This is a genomic window from Sulfitobacter sp. G5_S2_6_S6, from assembly GCF_054968505.1.
Window position 1 is genome coordinate 1 of the sequence record NZ_JBQKUI010000016.1, and the last position, 22,361, is coordinate 22,361.

The following is a 22,361-nucleotide window of genomic DNA, read 5'->3' on the forward strand; positions in this document are numbered from 1 at the left end:
ACACCGACCAGGGCAGTCAGTTCACGTCATTCGCCTGGACGGACCGGTTGCGCCGATCCGGCGTGCGTATCTCAATGGATGGCAAGGGACGGTTCCTCGACAACATCTTCGTAGAACGGCTCTGGCGATCTCTGAAATACGAGTGTGTCTACCTGCATGCCTGGGAGACCGGGTCGGAAGCGAAAGCAGGTGTCGGCAAGTGGATCAAGTTCTATAATCGCAAGCGCCCACATTCCGCCCTTGGCGGTCAACCACCCGCTGTGATCTATTGGCAGCGAAATGAAACAACCCAAACCGATCAGCAGGTGCAAAGAGTAGCTTAAATTACGCCAGATCCTGTCCAGCAAATGGGGAGTAGCTCAGTTTCAACGGCAAACTGCGAGACGAATGCCTTAACGAAACGCTGTTTGGCACATTGCGCGGTGCCCGCAAAACGCTTGAAGAATGGCAGGAGGATTACAACTGGCGCAGACCACATTCAGCATTAGGGAACCTGACACAGATGGATTTTTTGCCAAGAAAGGCAATGGACAAGATGGCGGCGTAACGCCAAAGATTTAACCCCAAGCACTCCGCGCAAAAATAGAGGGAACTTGGGGCTCAGATCAGTCTTTGTCCGCGCCCCCCCCGCGGGTCACTTCTACGTGGACATCAAAAGGCTAGGGTGTTTGTTCCAGTGACCGTCTGAATCCATCAGCCCTAGAGACGGGGGATCAACACTAAACTAGTAATTCAATTTATCTTAATCGTTTGAACACAGTTGCTAGCATAAGCCAGACATCGAAACAAAAGGTCTGGTTTCTTGCATAAAGTAGATCTAGATTTGCTTTGCGCGGGATGCAACGTCGCTGATATATACGCTCGTTTTGTACTGCCGTCTGGCAATTGGCCAACAAGAATTCCTCGTGCGCGTGAAAGTAAATTGAAGCCAGCCCCGTCACGCCTGGGCGGGATTTAAGGACTTCTCGATATATTTCCGGAAATCTTTCAACGTATAGCGGCAATGGCGGTCGCGGGCCGACAAAAGTCATATCTCCCTTGAGAATATTCCATAGCTGTGGGACTTCATCGAGGCGGGTCTTACGTAAAAATGATCCACTACGTGTAACTCTTGAGTTCTTGTGTCCGCCCGAGGCACCTGAATCTGAAGTATCTGGGTACATAGTGCGAAACTTCATCAATCGGAAATTTCGATTTGGGGAGTGAGCACGATCAGAAATGTAGAGCACTGGTCGGCCATCGAGAACAGCGATGGCCACTGCGGTTACTATAATAACCGGCGATAAAATGACGGAGAGACCAATAGCGAACAGTATGTCACTTAGACGTTTAGATGCTGTCATTTCAAATGTCCTATTCCACGCACAAACGATCGATAATAATTCAGCAAGTTATGAATGACCAATTTTTGATCAAATTGGCTTTGCGCTCTCGCGATGGCGTTAGATGATAGACGGCGATACTCTGACGGATCATTCACTAGTTTAAGCATCGCATCAGCCAATTGTTCGCTGCTACCTGCTTCAAATAATATTCCTGTCTCGCCATCAGCAACCGCGCAGTCAATACCATAGATCCGCGATGCAATCGCAGGCAGCCCCATAGCTGCTGCTTCGATTAAAGAGGAGCCGAACCCTTCTCGGAAGCTGGGGAGCACGGCAACATCGGCTAGGCGCAGGTATTCTTCAGGGAAGTTAGTATAGGGCCGAATTATAACAGCATCCCCGAGCTCAGCTTGGAGTATAGGCCCTATGTTGTCTTCATCCGGTCCTACCACCAGCAACTGTGTGGCGGATGCCGAACGAGCGCGCGTCTGGCGGTAAGCTTCTCCGAGCACCAGTAGACCTTTATCACGGTGCAAACGTCCTAAGTAAACGAAGACAAATGCATTCTCCAATAATCCGATCTCACGCCTAAGCTCTTGGTTTTCCGGCACCTTGGGATCGAACTGCACAAGGTCTACGCCCGATATCGATCCAGAGCCGATCACTCTGCCTACGTTGGTTCTGATCACGCCTTCATTCCGTAAAAATTCTAACTCAGTCTGGCTGACGGCAAGCACAGCAGTAGATAGACGAGCAGTAACTGCATCGATAAATCGGAATATTTTTCTTTTTATCCCGGTTGTCGTGGCCCAGACTTGCCCTTGGAAAGTGTGGATACGGACTGGCACGCCGGCCATACGACCTGCAAGCATCCCAAGTAGCCCAGCTTTCGGCGTGATAGTCTGCAATAAATCAGGCTTATCACGCCGTAGCTGAAACCAGATTGCGACTAGAGCTTGAAGATCTCTCCAAGGTGAAATTTTTCTTTCGATAGGTATGAAAACCACTCGGCAAGGCAAGTCTAATTCTGCAAAAATTTCCGGCATATCATTTCGAATGTAAAGAATAACGTCGAAATCATTCTTCATAGACTGTAAGATTGGAATCCAAAAGAACTTTAGATTTAGTACAGAGTGCATAATCACTACAACCCTCGGCCGGACTAGATTGGGGTCGTTATTGGAGTTTCTTCTTTGCATAATGATCACTCAATTGGGCTATCAGCCGCGACTAATAATGGAATCATTCAGTAAATGATAGGGAACAAAAGGCGCTCCCCCTAGATTTACTGATCCGAAGATACCTCGTAGGATGTTGGTACCACCTAGAAACCCAGCAAGCGCCAATCCCATCCAAAATCGCCGGTTTATTTTACTTGACCGGTCAACTTTTAACAAAATCATAAATGGGGCTACCGAAGCAATAATTTCTAGGAAGCGCAATCCGGCGTAACTTATTGTCGATGTCGCATATGAAAGCGCTGTCGCCACCAGTAGTACGAAAAATATCCACTTCTTTTCCGAGGCTATAATTGGTAAGTAAATGGCAGAAAAGACAATTATAAGTATTCGGACTACCGGTGATAAGCCGGAAAATATACCTGGTGAAGTAATGGTAGTGTAGTCACCAAATTTATCGAGTAAGTAGCCCTGAGTTGCAATCATTAAGCCAACTGATAATAGCAGCCCGAAAATAGGTATAAATAAACTCTTTGAGCGGGAGACCTTTATTTGGGTAAATGCCAGAATAACAAAGGCGAATATTAATGAAACATGGAACGCGATACCTAATGCTGTATAAAACATCGCATGGTACTTACTACCTCGGCGAAATAGCTGAACAGCACATAAAAAAGCAGCGGTAGCAATTCCAATCCTGAGACCATTCATGCTCATTTGAAAGAAGTAGTTCGGCGCAAAATACGCAACTATGAAGAATAGCTCGTCTCTGCTCGCTCTTAAGCAAAATGCCAACAGCAACGCACCAAAAATGAGCGAAAGCCCGCGGGTGAGTAGAACTGCATTGTCACTTATCATCTCCGCTATACGGACATAAGCAATAAACCCCGGTTCTATTCCCGTCCAACTGTTGCCAAGTGAATATACATTTACGAGGCTTTCATAGGCTAGGGTGTCGGTTCCAATATTACCACGTGCGAACGAGAGTATGGTACAAAACCCAAAGACTGAAATTGTAACTAGCCTACCGTGCTTTGATTGACGAGATGCAGCGACCAAAGCGGCCAGTGCAAACATTATATGCGACGCAACATAGATCATAGGTGGCGGACAAGCCTTCGTACGTACTTAATAAAGGAATATATCTGCCATCCATAAGCTTGGACAGGGTTTATTAGCTTGGCACGCTGTAACCTACGTATCGCGTCCAACTCGGCGACCTCGGACGCATGTAAATTTGCGCTCAATCCAGCATCTCCGAATTTTGCCTTGTAAAGACGTACTAAGTTGAGGTTAATACGCACACCAGTGCCCCCGCCCATAACAATGCGAGACCAGAGTAGGTAGTCTTCCGCGCGGCGCATATCAGGATCGAACCGCTGTGTGATAGTTCGGCGTATCATTACCGATGGAGTAGGCCAAGGATTAGACGCGATTAGTCGGAATTTCCCGACAGTCTGTGTTCTGTTAGCTATGAAACTGTCTTCTACGGTTGACAAGTCCGACCAATCCTGGTTTAGGCTCCCAACTTCGCAGCCGTGGCCAATAATTGACAGGCCGGGAAACATTAAGATGGCTCTAGTCTGAATTTCGACCTTCCGAGGATGCCATGCATCGTCGGAATCCAAAAACGCTACCCATTCGCCGTTTGAATTATCCCATCCTGTGTTTCTAGCGGTTGATGGACCTGCGTTGTGATGAAGAGTAATTGTCTTAACTAGCTCATGTGCGCTGGAAAGCCGCCGAAGGACTTCGGCAGTATTATCGGTACTCCCGTCGTTAACCAAAATAATTTCAGCGACAGGTGCAGTCTGATTTAAAACTGATCGTACCGCGTTCTCAATTGTAGTGGCGCAATTGTAGCAGGGGATTACTACACTGACTTGCAAGGGCTTTTTACATTCGGCGTAGCGCCATTCCGTTAAGTCTCTTCCGGTGAGAGCCTCCAGTTTTTCTATTTCGGGTTCAAACTCTTGGGTTAAGGTTTTGCGTAGTTCGAAAGATAGTTCCTTTGGGCGCTGAGGTACATTATTGAACTCACGCACTTTGTCCCGAATAGCTATCAACGCGGCTCGTGGTGCAATTTGTTTAGCAAGTCTAATTGACCACCTAGGAGGGTGATAAAGGAAGCGGGTTAGCAAACGCGAACGCGGACGAGATGCAGGATTGCGCACTGTTGTATCTATAGGTGTTGTGCTAGGTTCCAACCCTAAGAACTTGCGCACGTTGGCGACAGCTATCGTTGGATTGGCAACGAAGTCTTCGAAGAAGATGATATGAATTTTATCTTTGGGAAAGACATCCATATACCGAGCTAGTTGACTGCCGAGTTGAGCAACCTCCCGGTAAAACAACCCATCGTCGGGGACTAAAATCCCCTTGGGTAGGTTTCGACCAGATCTACGGTCACTCTCTAACCGCAGCGCCTTTGCAAAATCCACCTCATCCTCGTCGCCTTGTGAGACGAGCTGAGCATGCAACGAGTGTAGCAGATCCGCTGGCTGACGCAGCATTACGATTATTTTCGCATTGGGGCAAAATGAGTGTATTTCCTTGGCGGCAGTTTGCGATTTCAAATACAATACAGAGGCTTCGCCAGCGATTTCAGCGTTGTCCATCTCTAGGAAGTGGGACAAGTAACCGTCTAGGGTGAGAGCCGACGATTCCCGCTTTTTTTGGCGTAGGTCGGTACCAAAGAAGTGCATCTCTTTGGCCGTGGGAATATATATATCAGGGAATTGTGCGAGGTATTCATTTAAAGAAGTAGTGCCAGCCTTTGGTGCCCCGACGATGAAAAAAGACGGTTGAGTAGTCATATTATTGCCCTCGCCACGCATGGAAAACCGATATAGCAGTGCCGGTGCGCCGATAGATGAATATAGTTGCTAACAGATTCCTTACAACCAAGGTTAATAAGTTAGCGAGTGCAGCCCCAGTGAGGCCAAAATCCGGAATTAACAGATAGGTTGATAAAAGGCCTGCACCCAATGCCCCCAATGTTACTATGAGCATATCGCGTTGGCCCATGGTCATGTTGAGAAAGATGCCAACTGGACCAAATAATACGGCCAAAACCTGTCCAGCTATGAGTATCAATAGTGCTGGGTATGCCGCTAAAAAGGGGGAACCGAAAACTCCAAGAAAAAAATACCCCGTGGCGGCAACAAAAAAACCCATCGCGGCGGTAAGAGGCACAATCATACGAGTTTGGGCTCGAGCTAGACTTAGTGTGGCGTGGATCCCTTCATTTTGGAAAATACCGGCGACGTTTGGAGCAAATGAGATATTTGCAGAAGCAAGTACCAGTCCTACAAGTGCGGCCAGTCTAACACTGATTGCATACACTCCAACATCTCCAACTGGCAGAAAATAGCCAGCTACTAGAACATCCAACTGGCCAATAATGATTGATGAGCCGGATAAGAAGAAAATAAACGAAACCCTCACGTATCTGAATAGTACAGCCCTACCGAAGCGAAAATCAACTCTCGGTCGGCCTGGAATACGCAGAAATAGCGTTCCAACTATTACTAAAAAAATAATTTCGGTTGTGAAGATTATTATTGGAAGGTTGATATATTTTCCGCCGGCGAGGTAAACAGATATTACAGCTACCAAAATCGAAATCGCGACAAGCGGGCTAACGGCATTGTAAGTACGTATTTTCTGTAACCCTCTCAAGGTCTCTAATGCAAGCACGCGGTAGGCGTTAGCAAGCACCATTGCAGGCAGTAAAAAAATGAAGCTATTCCCAAGTTGCGCATAGGAACCAAGCATGCCGAGCTTGTCCAAAATAAGTAAGATTATTCCTACGGCTATGCCCAATACAGAAGTAGTTAAAAACGCGGGGCCAAGTGTCTCGTTCTGAGATTCGTAGTCGCGTACTGGCAGCCGCTTCAGAATTGTCGTCTGCGATCCAAAAAGCGAGATGTGAGACGTTAGTACAAGTAAGGCCACGACTAGACTCATTTCGCCGACCGCTGCGGCACCAAATAGCCTTGCTAACGTTACAGATGTTAAAAAGCCAACAGCAAGTAAGATGATGCGGGTCCCAAAAGATCCAAGGAAAACTTTATCCAATAATTTAACCTAACTTCTAACATTCAAAGCCAAATATCTTTGGTTCATAGGCACTCTATAGCTGCCAGCATCTTTGTGTGAAATAGTAAGTAAAGATTGCTCAGCCGTTAATGCTCTCTTTTTCCGCGATTTGACCCTAGAATATTTACGCAACGCGTCAACCTCTATGAGGGGACCATCCGATCTCCACCGGGTGTCAGGTGAATAGCAATCCCGCCATCAGCCGTGGCATCGTGAACCTAGAAAACCCGCTTTGCCAAATTTAACCCAACAATGGTAACTTGTTCCGTGGATGCTTCCTCCTATCAGTGATGTGACCCACATCACCTTGGCATATTGCGATGCCGTCGGGAGGGGGTATCCACCCAATCAGTTCTCAATGGCAATCAACAGTCAGTGAGGTTTATAAGTCGAAGGCCCCCGATAGCACGGGTGAAAGAGGCTTGTTCTGTCCGTGGATTTTTATGACCTGCTATTGACGATCACTTTGTATCACAGATGCTTCGGTCTGGTGCTTGAAACTGTATCCGAAGGTTTCGATGTCAGAAGCGTATAGCTCTGCAATATGCGACTGGGTCTTCTCATCATAGAAATTTTGCCAGTCCTTAGCTGTTGTGCGCCGATCAAAGAGGCCAATTTGGCGTCTAACAGCAGAGCATCGCCGCCGAATTGTGGCGAACTTAGGTTTATTATACCCAGTATTGCTAATAGGTTTTTCTTTTCTGACAATTCCGGGGTTAGACCTGTTTACATGTTTCAATGGCGCTATAAGGTTTATTTCTTTTGCAAGATTGCTGAATTCATTTTCAAGCTCTTCAAACTTGATAATACGATCTACGATAGTTTTCCCATGCGTGTCTGTCGTATAGTCAGTCTGCGGACGAAAAAACCAGAAATCTTCATCTGTTTCGCCAGTCGCCAAACTCTTGGTGAGACGCTTGAGCACAAAATCGGAAAAGCTTTCGTTATTATCTAAGTAACGATAGAGGGATACTGTGCGAGCCCAAGGATTACGTACTACTGTAAACACACAGTAATCATCGAATAGATTTTTCGATAAGTGATGGCACCTCACGTAATCGCGGGCAATGAGGTGAGCCAGCCTCGGCGGACCGATACTGGGACAATCGTTTGGGCGTAGCAAAAGGGCCCCGCGGGATTCCCAATTTAACCCTAGATCGTCTAAAAATGCAGTTTCGATGCTTTGCCCAGCGCATTTCGGGATGTGGACAAACACGCTTCGATGCTTATGAGAAATCATTATGTCAATTTCCTTGCTAAATCAGCCCTGCCGTTTCCATTTACCACCCTTTCGTATTGACTTAAATGCATCGACGTAACCAGCGAGGTACTTCGAATTGCCCTGTTTTAATGTCAAAATAACGGCTTGGATCAGCTTGTATGGTATATATGCGAGGTTAAACGGGATTCTCAGGTGCAGAGCTAAGTAACGCTTACGTAATATCATCATATTACGCATTGCGTAGAAAAATGTGAGAGGCGATGTAATACCGAGTGACTTGCCTACCTTGTGGTAGACCAGCACAGATGGAATTACCCTCATTGGAACGCCAGTTTTTGCTGCTCGGAGTGACAGGTCCCATTCTTCGCACCAAATGAAGAAAGTTGGGTCATATAGCCCGAGTTTGTCATAGACACTGCTTGATATAAGGGTTGCGCAGCCCGATACCCATTGTGTCTCAGGCTTTGATCTTGCATCCATACGAACTGTATCTCCCTGCGATAAGTAAGTGGGAGAAAGCAACTTAGAGAACCGACCACCAAACCACCATATGGTTTCCGGTGCGCTAGCATATGCTATTTGTGGGCTGTAGAGTGTCATTCCGTCATCGTCAGCTAATACACTTTGCAGCGTCGCGTTGAAATTGGCCGGAACTACGGTATCGTTGTTGAGAATCAATGCATAGTCCGCGCCTCTTTCAAATCCAAATTTAGCGCCAAGGTTGTTGCCTGCGCAAAATCCAATGTTTTTGTCGCTACGTATCAATGTGATTTTAAGGGAATTTGCCCCAGCCGTGGGTCCTGTTGCAGATAAATGCTGGGTTTCCGAAAGGTAATTTAATTCCTCCAGTGCTATCCCATGCTCATTGGCCCAAGACAATATGCGCTCGACCGAATCGTCGGGAGACGCATTGTCAATAACCACAACATGCAGTGCTTCTGGGTGCGATTGAGTCAGAAATGACTTGAGGCAATCAATTGTATCATCGGCCCCCTTCCAATTAAGTAAAATAGTGCATATTTTTTTCATCATTCAATCCGCATCATCAATTTCTTTTTCTGGTTCACTTTGCGCGTAAGATTTCAAGCATGCAAATAATTCGTCTTCTAAAATATCAGTCGCTACCTTCGTGCTGAATTTTTGACGTGCAAATGTAGCAGTATCGGATAGCCTATCGAGTTGTTCAGACCCTTTCAGCTTTAGCGCTTTATTCACTGCAGAGGCCAGAGACCCTGGATTAGATGCTTCAAAATAGTTGGCGTTACCGTCTCCGGCTACTTCGCGGTTGACGGGTACATCGGCTGCTATCACTGTAGTCTCACATAGCATGGCTTCTACCGTCACACGGCCAAAGCCTTCATCAACCGACGTGATAACGCAACAATCTGCGTGGGCGATTGCTGTGGCTGCATTTGCCAGTGTGCCAAGGTAGATTATATGATCATCCACACCAAGGTTAACAGCCGTTGCAAAAATTTCATGAGCTGAGTTTTGATGATCGTCGCCGATTAGAAATAGCCCGGCGTTCGGTGAATTCTTCAAAATATCCGGCATGGCGCGGACTGCAGTAATCTGGTCTTTTAAGGCCGAAAGTGAGCCCACAACAACTAGCTTTGGGCCAGCCCAATTCGAGAGTTTTTGTAGTAAGGGCGCATCCCGAATGTCAACGGCTTTGTCAACTTCTACGGCTTGATACATTACGCCCACCGGCGTAGTGCGCAGGAGCCTTTCCCACAATTGGGAGACTGTGGCTGAAACTGCTAACATCCGGCAACCTGTCCAGCGCATTAGGATCAGCGACAGGCGTTTGCCTAAGTCAAATGAACCGCGGTCCGGTGTAGTTCCACATGGGCCTGTTTCGTGTAGTTGCCATATGCGGGGTGTTTTGGTCAATTTTGCGACTACGGCACCCACCCCACAGGCAATAGAATGGATATAAATAATGTTAGGTTTTACTGACCGAACAGCTTTGATCAATTTAGGAATCGCCATAGCGTTTGAAAGAATGCGATATGCTCGCCCCTTAAAGGTTCCAGGCCCATTCCAAGAAAAATATTGCACTTGTATAACATTGATGCCCTTCTGGAGTAGAAACTCAGAAAGTCCTCCGGCTGCGCAAGGAACCATTACAGTAACTATCCAGCCGCGTTCAGCGAGCGCCACTGCTTGAGACGCTGCAACACGCTCAGCACCACGGAGGCCACAATCATGTGCAAAGATCAAAATATTCATTGTAAACTACGATGGCACCATTTCTATGAAGCTTTTGAATATTAGATGACAATGAGTGTTGTTAGCATCTCTATGTAGTGGATGTAATGGGCTTTGTCGCACAAATCGGGGTAGAGTGACCTGCCACGGGATTTTTCCTCCACCGTCGATTAGAGTCCGGCCCAACTTGAGGACGGACAATGAAGCGAACGAGATTCACGGACGAACAGATCATCGGCATCCTTGGCGAGCACGAAGCAGGCGCAAAATGCGCGGACTTGTGCCGCAAGCACGGCATGTCGGAAGGCACCTTTTATAACTGGAAGGCCAAATTCGGCGGCATGACGGTGTCTGAGGCCAAGCGGCTGAAGACGCTTGAGGATGAGAACGCCAAGCTGAAGAAGCTGCTGGCCGAGCAGATGCTCGATCTGGCTGCAATGAAGGAACTGGTTTCAAAAAAGTGGTGACGCCTGCCGTGAAGCGCGAGGCGGTCGCGCATGTGAAGGCCCTTCTCGGGCTATCGGAACGGCGGGCGTGCCGGATTGCCGGGGCGGACCGCAAGATGGTCCGCTACCAGGCTAAGCGTGCGCCGGACACGGTTCTACGCGGTCGGTTGCGGGATCTGGCCAACGAGCGTCGACGGTTCGGTTATCGGCGGCTCTTCGTGCTGCTGCGCCGCGAGGGCGAGCCCTCGGGGATCAACCGGATCTATCGGCTTTACCGCGAGGAAGGGCTGGCGGTGCGCAAGCGAAAGGCCCGACGCAAGGCTGTCGGGACACGGGCGCCAATCTTGGTCGAAGCACGGCCGAACGCACGTTGGTCATTGGATTTCGTCCACGACCAATTCGCCAGCGGCCAGCGCTTCCGGGTGCTCAACGTGGTCGACGATGTCACCCGGGAGTGCTTAGCGGCAATCCCGGATACCTCGATTTCGGGACGGCGTGTGGCACGCGAGCTGACGGCCTTGATCGAGCGGCGCGGAAAGCCTGGCATGATTGTCAGCGATAATGGGACCGAACTAACCAGTAACGCGATCCTGCGCTGGTGTTCCGAGCACCGGATCGAATGGCACTACATCGCGTGTCAACGCCGTTTGAACTTTCCCCAAAAGTGCCGAAGTAAAATTCCCCACTTGCTTGGTTCCGGTGATCAGCCGGCTCAGTGATCAGCGGCTCTATTCCTTGCTTTTGGCGGCCGTCCGCGGCGCTTTGGCGGCGGTGGCGGAGCGATTGGAGCATTTGCCCGGACATGCTCTGGGATAAGGTCGGCATGGCCGCGCAGGCGGTAGCTGGCGCCCTCGATCTGGATAACCACTGCGTGATGCAGGAGCCGGTCGAGCAGCGCGGTTGCGACGACTGGGTCGCCGAAGACCTCGCCCCATTCCGCGAACCCACGGTTCGATGTGAGGATCATGGCACCCTTTTCGTAGCGAGCGTTGACGAGTTGGAAGAACAGATTAGCGCCGCCGGTGGTGATCGGCAGGTAACCAATCTCGTCGACGATCAGCAGAGACGCTCGGGTATAGAAACGGATCTTCTCCGCCAACCGGCCCTCCCGCTCGGCCCGGCTTAACGCTGCGATCAGATCGGCGAGGGTTGCGCGATAGACGCTCTTGCCGGCCTTCACAGCGGCGACGCCGAGGGCCGTGGCCAGATGCGACTTACCGGTGCCTGGCGGCCCAAGGAAGTGAACGACCTCGGCCCGCCGGATGAAGTCCAACTGGGCCAGCGCGGCGATCCGCTCCCGGTCGAGTGATGGCTGGAAGCTGAAGTCAAAGCCCTCAAGGGTCTTGGTGGGCATGAGCTTGGCGGTGCGCAGCGCCACGTCGATACGACGGGTTTCCCGCGTGGCATATTCTTCGCTCAGCAGCGTGTCGATAGCCTCGATGGCGGTAACTTCGCCCTTCTCCAACTGTTGCAGCGTGCAATCGAGAGCTTCAAGCGCGCGCGGCATCTTCAGTCCTACGAGGGCACCGCGGATCCGGTCCAGAAGTTCGCTCATGACCGCGCCCCCTCAGCTGCCAGGCGCTGGCCTACCGCACCGTAGAAGTCGAGCGGTCGCCGCAACCCATGCGAGGACCGCGACAGAGAGGGCCTCGGCGGTGGCGCTTTGCGATGCGTAGGGTAGACGCGGCGCCGCGCTTTGCCTTCCAGAACCGGATGACGAGCGATCAATTGGCCGTCCTCGTAGATCCGCAATTCGGTGGCGTGATGCTGGACCTCGAGCGTGCGCCGCCGGGTAGTATCGGGAACGGAATAGAAGTTACCGCCGACCGAGATCATTCCGTCCTTGCTCACCCGCCTTTCGACCGTCAGCACCGCGCTGTAGGGTGTTGCCGGAAGAGGTTTGAGGCTGGGCTGTTCCTCCGCAAAGGCCTCGTCCACCACGCGCCTGGTGGTGGCGTGAACTCGAGGGTTAGCGACCTCGGTCCGCCAAGCGTCAAACTGAGCATTGAGATCGTCCATATTGCGGAACTTGCGGGCCAGGAAGAAGTCTTGCCGGATATAGCGGAACGGGCGCTCGACCTTGCCCTTGGTCTTGGCCCGATATGGCTGGCAGGCGCGTGGCACTGCGCCATAATGATTTAGCAGGGTCACCAGGGAGGCGTTGTAGGTTACTACCCCGGCCTCGTCTTCGCCGATCACCGCAGTCTTCATCCGGTCATAGAGGATTTCCCCAGGCACGCCGCCCATGTCCGAGAAAGCCGCGATATGGCAGCGCAGGACCGATTGCAGGTTTTGGCTGGCAACGAACCGGCCCCAGAGCCAGCGGCTATGCCCGAGCACCATCGAGAACAGCCAGACCTTTCGCACGACAATGGGCTCGTCGGCGAACTCAACTGTGAACTCAGCAAAATCGACCTGGGCCTGCATACCCGGTGGGGTTTCGAACCGGCGCTCGAACTGCGCTCGCCTGGGCGGGCGCACCTCACGCAAGAAGTCCGCCACTGCGGTGTAGCCGCCATCATAACCCAACTCCCGGATCTCGCGCAGCAGGCGCGCGCCGCTCAGATCGGGGAAGGCTTGAACACGCTCCTGCAGGTAACGCTCAAAAGGTTCGATGATGCGATCTCGCGGCACCCGTGGGCCATAGATCGGCGCTTCGAGGCCGCGTTTCAAATGCTTACGCACTGTCTTGCGGTCACAGCCAACTTTCCGCGCGATCGCGGAAATGCTGAGACCCTGTTTCTTCAGATCATGGATCAAAACGATCTCCCTCAGTCTCTTCACCTGTCTGCCCCCCTTGTGAGTCTCCATTGGGAGCATCAGGCCTGTGTCCCGCGGCAGCGCCAATTCCGAATATTTAAGGTTCGGAATTAGCCCTTCCGCTCATGGCTGGGGATTTTTCAAACGGCGGTTTTGGGGAGATTACGTCCGGCGATTACAATCGCGCCGGGCAAGCCCATGCAGAACGGCTTCGTCGAAAGCTTTAACGGGCGGATGCGCGACGAGCTACTTAACGAGACCATGTTCCGCAACCTGGCACATGCCCGCGTCGTGATCCCCGCATGGGCCGCCGACTACAACACCGAACGCCCACATTCGGCCTTGAATTACCAGACCCCGGCCGACTACGCGCGGACCCTGACCACCGCAATCGCCCGCCCCGCTACGCGAGATGAAAGCTCCGCGTGTCGGGCGATTGCTCAACCTGCGCCAATCGGCGTAAACATCAATCGGGCTCAAGTCACAGCTGGATGAGAGTTCCGTGGCAGGTCAGTGACAATCAACACCCCCGGGTCACTTTTGAGTGGAAATTAACATCTGCGTTATACATCGCCATTTTGCGGCCCTTTTTTATGCACGACATCCAACAACACGCACGAAAAAGACCAGCCCATGAAGGCCGGCCTTTCTGTGTTCGACCTGGCGAAAGGGTTACCCCTTAATCAGTCCCATGCTTTCCAGCTTGAGCAGCACCTGATGCGCGCAATTGTCGACGTCGACATTTTCTGTCTCGACGCGCAGTTCGGGGGTTTCGGGAACGTCATAGGGATCTGAAATCCCTGTGAATTCCTTGATTTTGCCTTCGCGGGCCAACTTGTACAGCCCCTTGCGGTCGCGGCGTTCGCATTCCTCGATGGAGGTGGCAACATGGACCTCGACGAAGGCACCAAAGCTTTCCACGTCTTCGCGCACGGCACGGCGGGTGGTGGCGTAAGGCGCGATCGGCGCGCAGATGGCGATGCCGCCGTTCTTGGTGATCTCGGAGGCGACATAGCCGATGCGGCGGATGTTCAGATCGCGGTGCTCTTTGCTAAAGCCCAGTTCCGACGACAGGTTCTTCCGGACGATATCCCCATCCAGCAGCGCGACGGGACGGCCGCCCATCTCCATCAGTTTGACCATCAAAGCATTGGCGATCGTCGATTTCCCCGAGCCGGAGAAACCGGTGAAGAAGACGGTAAAGCCCTGCTTGTTGCGCGGCGGCTTGGTGCGGCGCAGCTCTTCGACCACCTCGGGGAAAGAGAACCATTCGGGGATTTCCAGCCCTTCCTGCAGACGGCGGCGCAACTCGGTGCCCGAGATGTTGAGGATGGTGATGTCATCCTTGTCTTCGATCTCGTCAATCGCCTCGTATTGCGCGCGCTCGGCCACCCAAACCATATGTTTGAAGTCGACCATTTCGATGCCCATTTCTTCCTCATGGGCGCGGAACAGATCCTGTGCGTCATAGGGGCCATAGAAATCCTCACCGGCAGAGTTCTTGCCGGGGCCCGCATGGTCGCGGCCCACGATGAAATGGGTGCAGCCGTGGTTCTTGCGGATCAGACCGTGCCAGACGGCCTCGCGGGGGCCGGCCATGCGCATGGCGAGGTTCAGCAGGCTCATCGCGGTGGTGGCGGCGGGGTATTTGTTCAGCACGGCCTCATAGCAGCGCACGCGGGTAAAGTGGTCCACATCGCCGGGCTTGGTCAGGCCGACAACGGGGTGGATCAACAGGTTCGCCTGTGCTTCACGCGCGGCGCGGAAGGTCAGTTCCTGGTGCGCGCGGTGCAGGGGGTTGCGGGTCTGGAAGGCCACAACCTTGCGCCAGCCCATCTTGCGGAAATAGGCACGCAGCTCGTTGGGCGTGTCGCGACGCGCCTTGAAATCATAGTGGACGGGCTGCTGGATGCCAGTCACAGGGCCGCCCAGATAGACGTTGCCCGCGGTGTTGTGCAGATAGTTCACCGCCGGATGCGCGCTGTCATCCGCGCCAAAGACTTTCTCTGCCTCGCGGGCCTTGTTTGGAACCCAACGGTCGGTGACGGTCATGACCGCCAAAATCACGCCTTCCTGATCGCGCAAGGCGATGTCCTGCCCGATCTCGAGCCCTTCGGCAAACTTTTCCGACACATCGAGGTTGATCGGCATCGGCCACAGCGACCCATCTGCCAGACGCATGTTTTCGACAACACCGTCATAGTCTTCTTCGGTCAAGAAACCCTTAAGAGGGTTGAAGCCACCGTTCATCAGCAGCTCTAGATCGCAGATCTGGCGCGGCGTCAGGTCATGGCTGACCAGGTCGCCAGCTTCCACCTTCAGCTTCTGCGCCGAGTCGTAAGAGACGTAGAGTTCAGGGATCGGAGCAAGGTTGGGCGTTTGCATGGGCGTCTCGCAATATTTTTTAAGGAAATAAAATTTTGGCTATTAAGAACAAATATTTTGGTTTGTCTTGACTGAAGTGTCGAAGACTTGGTTTCTGACATAGACACCAACCTTATCTATATTAATTGGTCAGCGATCAACCTTATAAATATTGAGCTTTGTATTGGAAATTCTCTGTAACCAATTAATAAATAAAGCGAGCAAGCAACTAATGAGTTGAAAATCGGCAAACATACAAATGACGGGATGGTACTTGAAACCCTATCCAGACAGCATGGCTAAAGTTTACCGGCCCGGCTCATCGATTGAACAAACAATAAATCAAGCTTCTATGTTGCAAACATCGCTCTCTTGTACGTGATACCCTTCGACCCGCGCGGCAATCAACCTCCGCAACCGTACCGAGTCCGCCGACGAAATTGAGCCGTTCAATTCCCTTAACATCGCAGCCACCTCAATTTGGCTCAGCATCCCCTCATGCGCTCGGAGGATCTTCGCATGTGGCGTCGCCAACAAGCTGTCGTCGTCAATCAGCAACTCTTCGTAGAGCTTCTCTCCTGGCCGCAGACCTGTCACCTTGATTTCGATATCTCCCTCCCCCGTCTCGGGATCCTTAACCTTCCGGCCAGAGAGCATGACCATACGGCGGGCGATATCGATGATCTTTTGCGGTTCTCCCATGTCCAGCACGAATACGTCACTACCTTTGGCATAGGCACCAGCCAGCAGGACCAAACGTGCAGCTTCGGGAATTGTCATAAAGAAGCGCGTGACATCCTTATGGGTCACCGTCACCGGCCCACCGCGAGCGATTTGCTTTTGAAACAGTGGTAGGACTGAACCAGAGGACCCAAGGACGTTACCGAACCTAACCATCGCGAATTTTGTTGCAGCGTTGCGCGTCTGGACATCTTGGACCACCAGCTCGGCCATCCGTTTGGTGGCACCCATGATATTTGTCGGCCGTACGGCTTTGTCGGTGGAGACAAGAATGAAGCGCTCCAGCTTCGCCTCAGCAGCGGCTTCGGCTACAACTTGCGTGCCCAAAACATTGTTACGCGCGCCTTCTAGCTCGTTTTCCTCGACCAGCGGCACGTGTTTATAAGCGGCGGCGTGGAGGACAATCTCCACCCCCTCCTCGGCAATCACGCCGGCTACGCGCGTCTTGTTTGTGACTGAGCCAAGACGGCTGACAATAGGGATCCCCGTGGCCTTCGCCTCAGGCTGCAACTCCTGATCAATTGAGTACAGTTGGAACTCACCCTGCTCAAACAGGATAATCCGCGCCGGGTTACAGTTCAGCAGCTGCCGACACAGCTCGGACCCGATCGAGCCCCCTGCTCCGGTCACCATAACAACGCGACCAGCGTATGTTTTCGCAATTTCGGGCGTATCGAGATCGACCTTGTCGCGGCCCAAGAGCTGATCCGGCGCGACGGTGCGCAGGCTATCAGCAAGCCCTTTGCCAGACATCAGGTCCACATAGGACGGCAGCACCTGCACCTCGACCTCATGAACACTGAGCTTGGAGATCAACTCGTCCCTACGCTTCTTGGCCATCGATGGCACGGCAAGCAGAATCTGTTCGATATCGCGCGCTTTGACCAGCTTCCCGAGTTTAGCTGGATCATGAACAGGCAGGCCGGCGACCATGAGACCGTGTAGGTTCGGGTTGTCGTCGATAAAGAATACCGGCCGCGCTTCGCTGGCCTGCCTCAGGGCGGCTGCCAATTGGATACCCGCGGCTCCTGCCCCATAGATCGCGACGGGTTTGCGGTTGCCGCCGCGCTCTGACAGCCAGCGCAACAGGTTCAGCCCCACCACGCGCGCCGCGACGGCGAAGATGCAAAAGAACAGCCCCAAAAGAAGCGGTACGGACCGCGGCGCCGACAGCTTCAACCAATAACTCAGCATCACCGCACTGAAGGCAATCAACAGCGACGCTACGCCAATGTTTGACATGGAATGTGTATCGAAAGCGTTAAGCTTGATCCGGTGGAGCCGCAGTGCCCAGATGATACCAACGCCCCACATCGAGATGACGGGGAAAAGCACCCAACTGTCTGCGATTGGCATCCAGGGCGTGCCCGTCCCGTAGCGGAAGGCAAAAGCGCAATAGAGAGCAAGAGGGACGAGTATGCTGTCGACGGCCAGAAAAATGGCCCGCTTTTTCGCCCTCGAAAGGTCGTGAATACTTTTCATGTGCATGGCGATAATTTTCTTTGAATATAAATGGTCGTTTGTAATGTGCAGAGGTTACCAAATTACCGGCGTTTCACGAAGGTATTTTTGTGGATCAGCGGACGGCAGGTCAGGCTCTGGGCCCTCGCCTTGTTATGGCCGCAAGATGTTGGGTATTCCTCCTCTTACCACCCTATATTAAGAGACACGTCAAAAGGGAATACGCAAGAAACTGCTGGCAATGATATAGTCATCTGCCTGAATGCGCTCATATTTCACCCGATGTCTGCGATGCAGATTCGTTGATGCGCGCACCGCCAGCCAATCGGCTTAAAGCTGGTAATTTGCAGCTTAGTGTAGTCATAAGGCACTGTAATCCAAAGATATTAAAAATTGTCAGCTGACAATTTCCCGATTTGCGAGTGCCATTACCATCGGTTTCAACGAAAACGCCCCATCCCTCGCCATTTGTGTCAGCCGGCGAAGGTATGCGCCTGGGCTGCGGATAGCGCTGGCTTTCTCGAGCATACATAGGATGGTGACTGCAGCAGCCTCCCTGCCCATAATGCGCTTGGCGTCGATCATCACGGGTTGGTCGATCCCGAGCATAGGCGCGATCTTGTCAGAGATGCTCTCAACGTCAGCCCAGTTGCGCAGGGGTTCTCGGAAGAAGGACTGATGCTCTTTGCATGTACTGAGAACCTGACCGAGAGACACGCTTTGGTCTTTCTCAGCTTCGTTGCTTTCGACTGGTTGTGACCTTTCGGGAGTACACGTCCCCTGCCCTTCAGAGTCAAATTGGATTATATCTGTATCCTGTATGTGCCGCTCATTTTGGGCGTAAGCGGTGCTCACTTCTTCTGTCTTTGAAACTTGCTCAAGATCCGTTTTCAACAGGTTCTTTAGAGCTGCTGCCATCTCACATAGCTCTGTCTTTTCCGCTTTGCGGCGAAGCAACTTTGCGACCTCAGCAAGTTGCTCTTCGTGACCAGTTTCCTGCATGAGCATTGTACGCAGCATCAGAACCTCGTCACGCAAAGTCAGCAGCTCTTCCTGCCGGGCCTGTGCCTCTACAGCAGCAAGACTGATAGCGTCCGCCTGATGCACCATGGGTGACAGATCGAAACCGAACGCTGCGGTGATCTCCCCCCCGCGGCTATGGGCAAAGCGCTTGCGGTTGGGGCTGTCGTGACGGCTGACAATTCCCGCGCGCAGCAGCCGTGCCAGATGACGTCGCAACGTGCTCTCGGGCATCCCATGCAACCGTTCAGACAGCCGCTGGTTCGAGGCAAAGACAATGCCCGCAGGCCCCGAAGGAATGTGGCGCGTGGGCAGGAAGGTCAGCAACGCCTGCAACACGGTAAGTGTCCGGTGCGACAGCTCGTAGGTCTCCGCCGCCTGTGTGAGCTGGTCGAGCAGCTGCCATTTATCCGGCCCGCAGGGGTTTGCTGCGCGGTCGTCTACTGGCCGCCCGACGAGAGTTCGGAACGCTTTTCCCATCAAATTTTCACGAAAGACAATAAAATACCCGCTCCACCCGAGGGGGCGGAGTTGACAGAGGTAAATCTTTAGGGCTATCTCGAAGGTGCAAAGTTTGAGAATGGCCTTCCGGGATTTATCCTGGGGGGCTTTTTTTATGGTCCGGTTGTGCCTCCTGTTGTTACTTCCTCAATGTCTCACGCCTTGGACTGTCGCCAGCGGTCGTGAATCTCTCTCATCAGCTCTTCGGCGTGGGTGTCGAGCCATTTGTCGAACCCTCCGGCCGTTCGAGCGGATATGTTCAGGGTTACCCCACGCGGTGTGCGCCGCACTTCGGCCAAGGCTTTGCCGTCCTGGTTGCGCAGTGTGCGCGCTTCGGTGGCTGCTGGGGCAGGGGCCTTGGGGGTTGGTTTGTTGTTCGCGGCCTTAAAGATGCTCTCGAAGCGTTCGTCCGAGGTCAGGTCGCTGAAGGTATCGACGGTGGTGGCCTCTTGCGCGCGGGATTTGGCATCTGGGTCTTGTACAAGCTTCGACAGTGTCAGCCAGCGATCCCGCCCAATGCTGGGGGCTGAGCCGATCTTGCGCAGGAATGTCAGATCAAAGGCATTCCCGACCTTGAGCATCCGGCTCACCATGGGCAGGTCGATCGTCAGCGCATCCGCGATTGTCTGCCGGTCATGCCCGCTCGCGTCCAGCTGTGCTGCAAAGCTCGCCTTTTCCACAAACGACAGATCCTGCCGTGCGGTGTTTTCCTGACCTTGGGCCATCACCAAAGCATGATCATCCAGATGGCGGACCATCGCTTTGACCGGCACGCCAATCGCTTTCAGCGCCTTCAGCCGGCGCCGGCCATAAACAATTTCGAACCGTCCGGATTGTGAGGGGTGAGGGCGGACAAGCACCGGCACTTGTTGGCCGTAGGTCCGCAGGCTCTCTTCCAGTTTACGTTGCGATTCATCATCAACGCCCAAGCGGTCTTCGACGCCCGCCATATCGATCAGGCTGGCATCAAGATCCTGAACCGCGTTCTCTTGCAGCCGCGTTAGCGAGGATTGCAACGCGCCAACCGCACCGCGCGGCGCCGTCGATGGTTTCGGTGTCGGCCGTTCCTGCGGTGGGGCAGGGGCCTTTGTCTCGGATGAAAGAATACCTTTACGTGCCATTAACGCCCCCATGCTTTCTGAATCATGGATTCAATTTCATCGTTAACCAGATTTAGTGAATCGAGCGCACGGTCATAGGTGTTGCGGTGGAACTGGGCGCGATCAACCTCGTAAATCGTCTGGTGGGTCAGTCCTGCGTCGGAAATCGCAGTGGATTTCAGCATGGGCGCGACCATGACCTCGTCGTCGAAAAGCTGCCGCAAGAAAGCGAGCACCTGCTGTTGCGGCCCGTCATTAGGTTCATAGCGGTTAATCAGGAAGCGCATGAAATCAAACTCCATGCTCGCGCCAGCATTCGAGACAACGTCGAGGAGATCCGCGCTCATCTGCAAAAACTGCGACATCGACGCGACGTCGAGCATGTTTGGCACGACGGTGATCAAAACCCCTGTCGACGCGCATAGCGCGGCCATCGTCAGATACCCGAGTTGCGGCGGACAATCGAAGATCACCACATCGTAGTTCTGTTCGACATCGCGAAGCGCCGTTGCCAGCCGTGCAAAGAACGGCGGCTGCGCATGGTTGATCAACGCTTGCGGTGTCTCATGCTCGAATTCTTGCAGCATCAGCCCACCGGGGGCGAGGTCGATCCCGGTGAAATAGGTCTTTTGGATAACGTCTTCCAGCGCGACCGGATCATCATACCGGATCGCGTCGTAGATCGTGCCAGAATTCAGAAAATCATACTCTGGACGATAGCCAAACAGGGTGGTTAGAGATGCTTGCGGGTCGATATCGACGCACAGTACGCGGTAGCCTTTCAGGGCCAAACGCTGCGCAGAATGGACCGCGCTCGTGGTCTTGCCGCTGCCACCCTTAAAATTTAGGAACGACAAAACCTGCAGCTTGTCGCCCTCACGTCGCCCGCGCTGGTAGGCACCGCGGGTCTTGGCATTGGCTTCAAGGATGCGCCGCAGCTCAAGCAGATCATCGGCAGAATAGTGTCTACGGCCACCGGGCGAAGTGTGGACTTCTGGGGCCTTATCGTCAAAATGCAGCTTGCGCAGAAAGCTTGTCGAGATACCCAAAAGCTCCGCCGCTTCGCCTGCGGAAAACAAGCGTAGCTCCTTGCGCGCATCGGGCGCAAAGATCTTGTGCATGTGCCCTTCCAAGGCCGCAGCCAAGGTCTCCGCATTCTGGCGGATCCGTGTATTGATGTGTACGGTGCCTGTCACATCGCCCTCGCTCTCAGTAACGCTTTTCTTCGGTAGCGCATTTGTTTCCGTTACTTAACGTCGAAACATCTGCCAGCGCAACAGATTCTTGAAACAACCGCCGGTTGGGGGTGAGGCTAGATGATGTGGGAGTGGGGTGGGGGGAGGCCAGATTTGCGCCAGGGCGTTGAAATACTGTAACTATTCCGACGAACGCCGTCCAAGTGTCGGCTCAACTGCATAGCTGCGATGTGGGCCGCACGTTTATAGATCTTAACAACTTGCAAGAGTAGACGCGGTCGGCAAACGAATCTTTTGTACTCAAATGGTACTCGCTTGTAACTGCCAGGCGTCAGTCTTGGATTGGTATAGCAGGGTCTCTAAATTCCCCCCGAACTTCCCTGAGTACATTTGCGCTGGGCTTTGTCTGGAGTGGGCCAAATTCAATAGGTATGCAGGCTTTGTAGGGCATAGAGGGTTTAGCGCTCATGCCGTTTTGATTTTGCATACTGCACGAATATGCGCCGTCCAGTGGGCGTCGCTTGAGCGCGGAACGTCTAAGCCTGCGGTTATTGGAGCCTAGCCAGTTCTCAATGGCACTTCCTGTCCTGAGGCGCTCATCGAAGCCGTTGTTCGGGTATTGTCCGCGCTTGTCTATGGAGATACGCGCACCCGCTGCCGTCGACACAGTAATCCACCCCATCGCGTCGACAGGGATCCCAATAGAAGCCTCGCATAACCAAGTTGCCATATGGC

The 22,361-nt window shown here is 52.8% G+C and carries 16 protein-coding genes and 3 pseudogenes; 4 read left to right on the forward strand and 15 right to left on the reverse strand.

The features are described from left to right. Window positions 1–323 (forward strand): transposase (locus ACTRWK_RS17005; protein ID WP_462844079.1); only part of this gene is annotated, 323 nt, incomplete at its 5' end. 38 nt (window positions 324–361) lie between these two features. Then, window positions 362–547, forward strand: a pseudogene (locus ACTRWK_RS17010) (integrase core domain-containing protein); the annotation flags it as partial. Window positions 548–737: 190 nt separating this feature from the next. Here ACTRWK_RS17010 and ACTRWK_RS17015 read toward each other — a convergent pair. The 8 genes from ACTRWK_RS17015 to ACTRWK_RS17050 all read right to left on the reverse strand — a co-directional run bounded on the left by ACTRWK_RS17015 (window position 738) and on the right by ACTRWK_RS17050 (window position 10,058). Further along, on the reverse strand, window positions 738–1,343 hold the full coding sequence (locus ACTRWK_RS17015; protein ID WP_462844080.1) for a sugar transferase: 606 nt from the start codon (window positions 1,341–1,343) through the stop codon (window positions 738–740). Further along, window positions 1,340–2,413 carry a glycosyltransferase gene (locus ACTRWK_RS17020; RefSeq protein ID WP_462844081.1) on the reverse strand — a complete coding sequence of 358 codons (1,074 nt, stop codon included), beginning with the start codon at window positions 2,411–2,413 and terminating at the stop codon, window positions 1,340–1,342. Before ACTRWK_RS17020 ends, ACTRWK_RS17015 begins: the two co-directional genes overlap by 4 nt. Before the next feature lie 132 nt (window positions 2,414–2,545). Further along, a complete protein-coding gene (locus ACTRWK_RS17025; protein WP_462844082.1) occupies window positions 2,546–3,604 on the reverse strand; it encodes an EpsG family protein in 1,059 nt (352 codons plus the stop codon). Continuing rightward, window positions 3,601–5,319 carry a glycosyltransferase gene (locus ACTRWK_RS17030; RefSeq protein ID WP_462844083.1) on the reverse strand — a complete coding sequence of 573 codons (1,719 nt, stop codon included), beginning with the start codon at window positions 5,317–5,319 and terminating at the stop codon, window positions 3,601–3,603. The genes ACTRWK_RS17025 and ACTRWK_RS17030 overlap by 4 nt, the downstream gene beginning before the upstream one ends. Window position 5,320: 1 nt before the next feature. Beyond that, the gene (locus ACTRWK_RS17035) at window positions 5,321–6,583 is read right to left on the reverse strand and encodes an oligosaccharide flippase family protein (RefSeq protein WP_462844084.1); all 1,263 of its coding nucleotides are present in this window, start codon (window positions 6,581–6,583) and stop codon (window positions 5,321–5,323) included. 472 nt (window positions 6,584–7,055) lie between these two features. Next, window positions 7,056–7,844: a sulfotransferase family 2 domain-containing protein gene (locus tag ACTRWK_RS17040; RefSeq protein WP_462844085.1), complete on the reverse strand. Its 789-nt coding sequence runs from the start codon at window positions 7,842–7,844 to the stop codon at window positions 7,056–7,058. A 21-nt stretch (window positions 7,845–7,865) separates the two neighbouring features. Beyond that, the gene (locus ACTRWK_RS17045) at window positions 7,866–8,858 is read right to left on the reverse strand and encodes a glycosyltransferase family 2 protein (protein WP_462844086.1); all 993 of its coding nucleotides are present in this window, start codon (window positions 8,856–8,858) and stop codon (window positions 7,866–7,868) included. Then, complete coding sequence (locus tag ACTRWK_RS17050; RefSeq protein ID WP_462844087.1) at window positions 8,859–10,058, reverse strand: glycosyltransferase family 4 protein; 1,200 nt, start codon at window positions 10,056–10,058, stop codon at window positions 8,859–8,861. 179 nt (window positions 10,059–10,237) lie between these two features. On the opposite strand from ACTRWK_RS17050, the pseudogene ACTRWK_RS17055 reads away from it, so the two are divergent. Continuing rightward, window positions 10,238–11,118, forward strand: a pseudogene (locus ACTRWK_RS17055) (IS3 family transposase); the annotation flags it as partial. 77 nt (window positions 11,119–11,195) lie between these two features. Here ACTRWK_RS17055 and istB read toward each other — a convergent pair. Together istB and istA are read right to left on the reverse strand one after the other, a co-directional pair. After that, window positions 11,196–12,038, reverse strand: a complete 843-nt coding sequence (istB, locus tag ACTRWK_RS17060) for an IS21-like element helper ATPase IstB (RefSeq protein ID WP_394406316.1) — start codon at window positions 12,036–12,038, stop codon at window positions 11,196–11,198. Further along, complete coding sequence (istA, locus tag ACTRWK_RS17065) at window positions 12,035–13,294, reverse strand: IS21 family transposase (protein WP_462844088.1); 1,260 nt, start codon at window positions 13,292–13,294, stop codon at window positions 12,035–12,037. The genes istB and istA overlap by 4 nt, the downstream gene beginning before the upstream one ends. Before the next feature lie 129 nt (window positions 13,295–13,423). On the opposite strand from istA, the pseudogene ACTRWK_RS17070 reads away from it, so the two are divergent. Beyond that, window positions 13,424–13,738, forward strand: a pseudogene (locus ACTRWK_RS17070) (integrase core domain-containing protein); the annotation flags it as partial. Between the two features lie 177 nt (window positions 13,739–13,915). Here ACTRWK_RS17070 and ACTRWK_RS17075 read toward each other — a convergent pair. The 5 genes from ACTRWK_RS17075 to repA form a co-directional block, all read right to left on the reverse strand. Continuing rightward, a complete protein-coding gene (locus ACTRWK_RS17075) occupies window positions 13,916–15,628 on the reverse strand; it encodes a bifunctional sulfate adenylyltransferase/adenylylsulfate kinase (RefSeq protein ID WP_462844089.1) in 1,713 nt (570 codons plus the stop codon). 321 nt (window positions 15,629–15,949) lie between these two features. Beyond that, on the reverse strand, window positions 15,950–17,836 hold the full coding sequence (locus tag ACTRWK_RS17080) for a polysaccharide biosynthesis protein (RefSeq protein WP_289084308.1): 1,887 nt from the start codon (window positions 17,834–17,836) through the stop codon (window positions 15,950–15,952). A 369-nt stretch (window positions 17,837–18,205) separates the two neighbouring features. Beyond that, window positions 18,206–19,309: a plasmid replication protein RepC gene (gene repC / locus ACTRWK_RS17085; protein WP_289084309.1), complete on the reverse strand. Its 1,104-nt coding sequence runs from the start codon at window positions 19,307–19,309 to the stop codon at window positions 18,206–18,208. A gap of 176 nt (window positions 19,310–19,485) precedes the next feature. After that, on the reverse strand, window positions 19,486–20,451 hold the full coding sequence (gene repB / locus ACTRWK_RS17090) for a plasmid partitioning protein RepB (RefSeq protein ID WP_462844090.1): 966 nt from the start codon (window positions 20,449–20,451) through the stop codon (window positions 19,486–19,488). Next, window positions 20,451–21,626: a plasmid partitioning protein RepA gene (repA, locus tag ACTRWK_RS17095; RefSeq protein WP_340246029.1), complete on the reverse strand. Its 1,176-nt coding sequence runs from the start codon at window positions 21,624–21,626 to the stop codon at window positions 20,451–20,453. Before repA ends, repB begins: the two co-directional genes overlap by 1 nt. Window positions 21,627–22,361 lie beyond the last annotated feature (735 nt).

What these genes read in the sequence shown, in the direction of transcription:
- ACTRWK_RS17045 (WP_462844086.1), bottom strand. Translation starts at nt 8,858, where the DNA reads ATGATGAAAAAAATATGCACTATTTTACTTAATTGGAAGGGGGCCGAT.
- istA (WP_462844088.1), bottom strand. Translation starts at nt 13,294, where the DNA reads ATGGAGACTCACAAGGGGGGCAGACAGGTGAAGAGACTGAGGGAGATC.
- ACTRWK_RS17050 (WP_462844087.1), bottom strand. Translation starts at nt 10,058, where the DNA reads ATGAATATTTTGATCTTTGCACATGATTGTGGCCTCCGTGGTGCTGAG.
- ACTRWK_RS17040 (WP_462844085.1), bottom strand. Translation starts at nt 7,844, where the DNA reads ATGATTTCTCATAAGCATCGAAGCGTGTTTGTCCACATCCCGAAATGC.
- ACTRWK_RS17015 (WP_462844080.1), bottom strand. Translation starts at nt 1,343, where the DNA reads ATGACAGCATCTAAACGTCTAAGTGACATACTGTTCGCTATTGGTCTC.
- ACTRWK_RS17030 (WP_462844083.1), bottom strand. Translation starts at nt 5,319, where the DNA reads ATGACTACTCAACCGTCTTTTTTCATCGTCGGGGCACCAAAGGCTGGC.
- ACTRWK_RS17075 (WP_462844089.1), bottom strand. Translation starts at nt 15,628, where the DNA reads ATGCAAACGCCCAACCTTGCTCCGATCCCTGAACTCTACGTCTCTTAC.
- istB (WP_394406316.1), bottom strand. Translation starts at nt 12,038, where the DNA reads ATGAGCGAACTTCTGGACCGGATCCGCGGTGCCCTCGTAGGACTGAAG.
- repC (WP_289084309.1), bottom strand. Translation starts at nt 19,309, where the DNA reads ATGGGAAAAGCGTTCCGAACTCTCGTCGGGCGGCCAGTAGACGACCGC.
- ACTRWK_RS17080 (WP_289084308.1), bottom strand. Translation starts at nt 17,836, where the DNA reads ATGCACATGAAAAGTATTCACGACCTTTCGAGGGCGAAAAAGCGGGCC.
- ACTRWK_RS17025 (WP_462844082.1), bottom strand. Translation starts at nt 3,604, where the DNA reads ATGATCTATGTTGCGTCGCATATAATGTTTGCACTGGCCGCTTTGGTC.
- repB (WP_462844090.1), bottom strand. Translation starts at nt 20,451, where the DNA reads ATGGCACGTAAAGGTATTCTTTCATCCGAGACAAAGGCCCCTGCCCCA.
- ACTRWK_RS17020 (WP_462844081.1), bottom strand. Translation starts at nt 2,413, where the DNA reads ATGAAGAATGATTTCGACGTTATTCTTTACATTCGAAATGATATGCCG.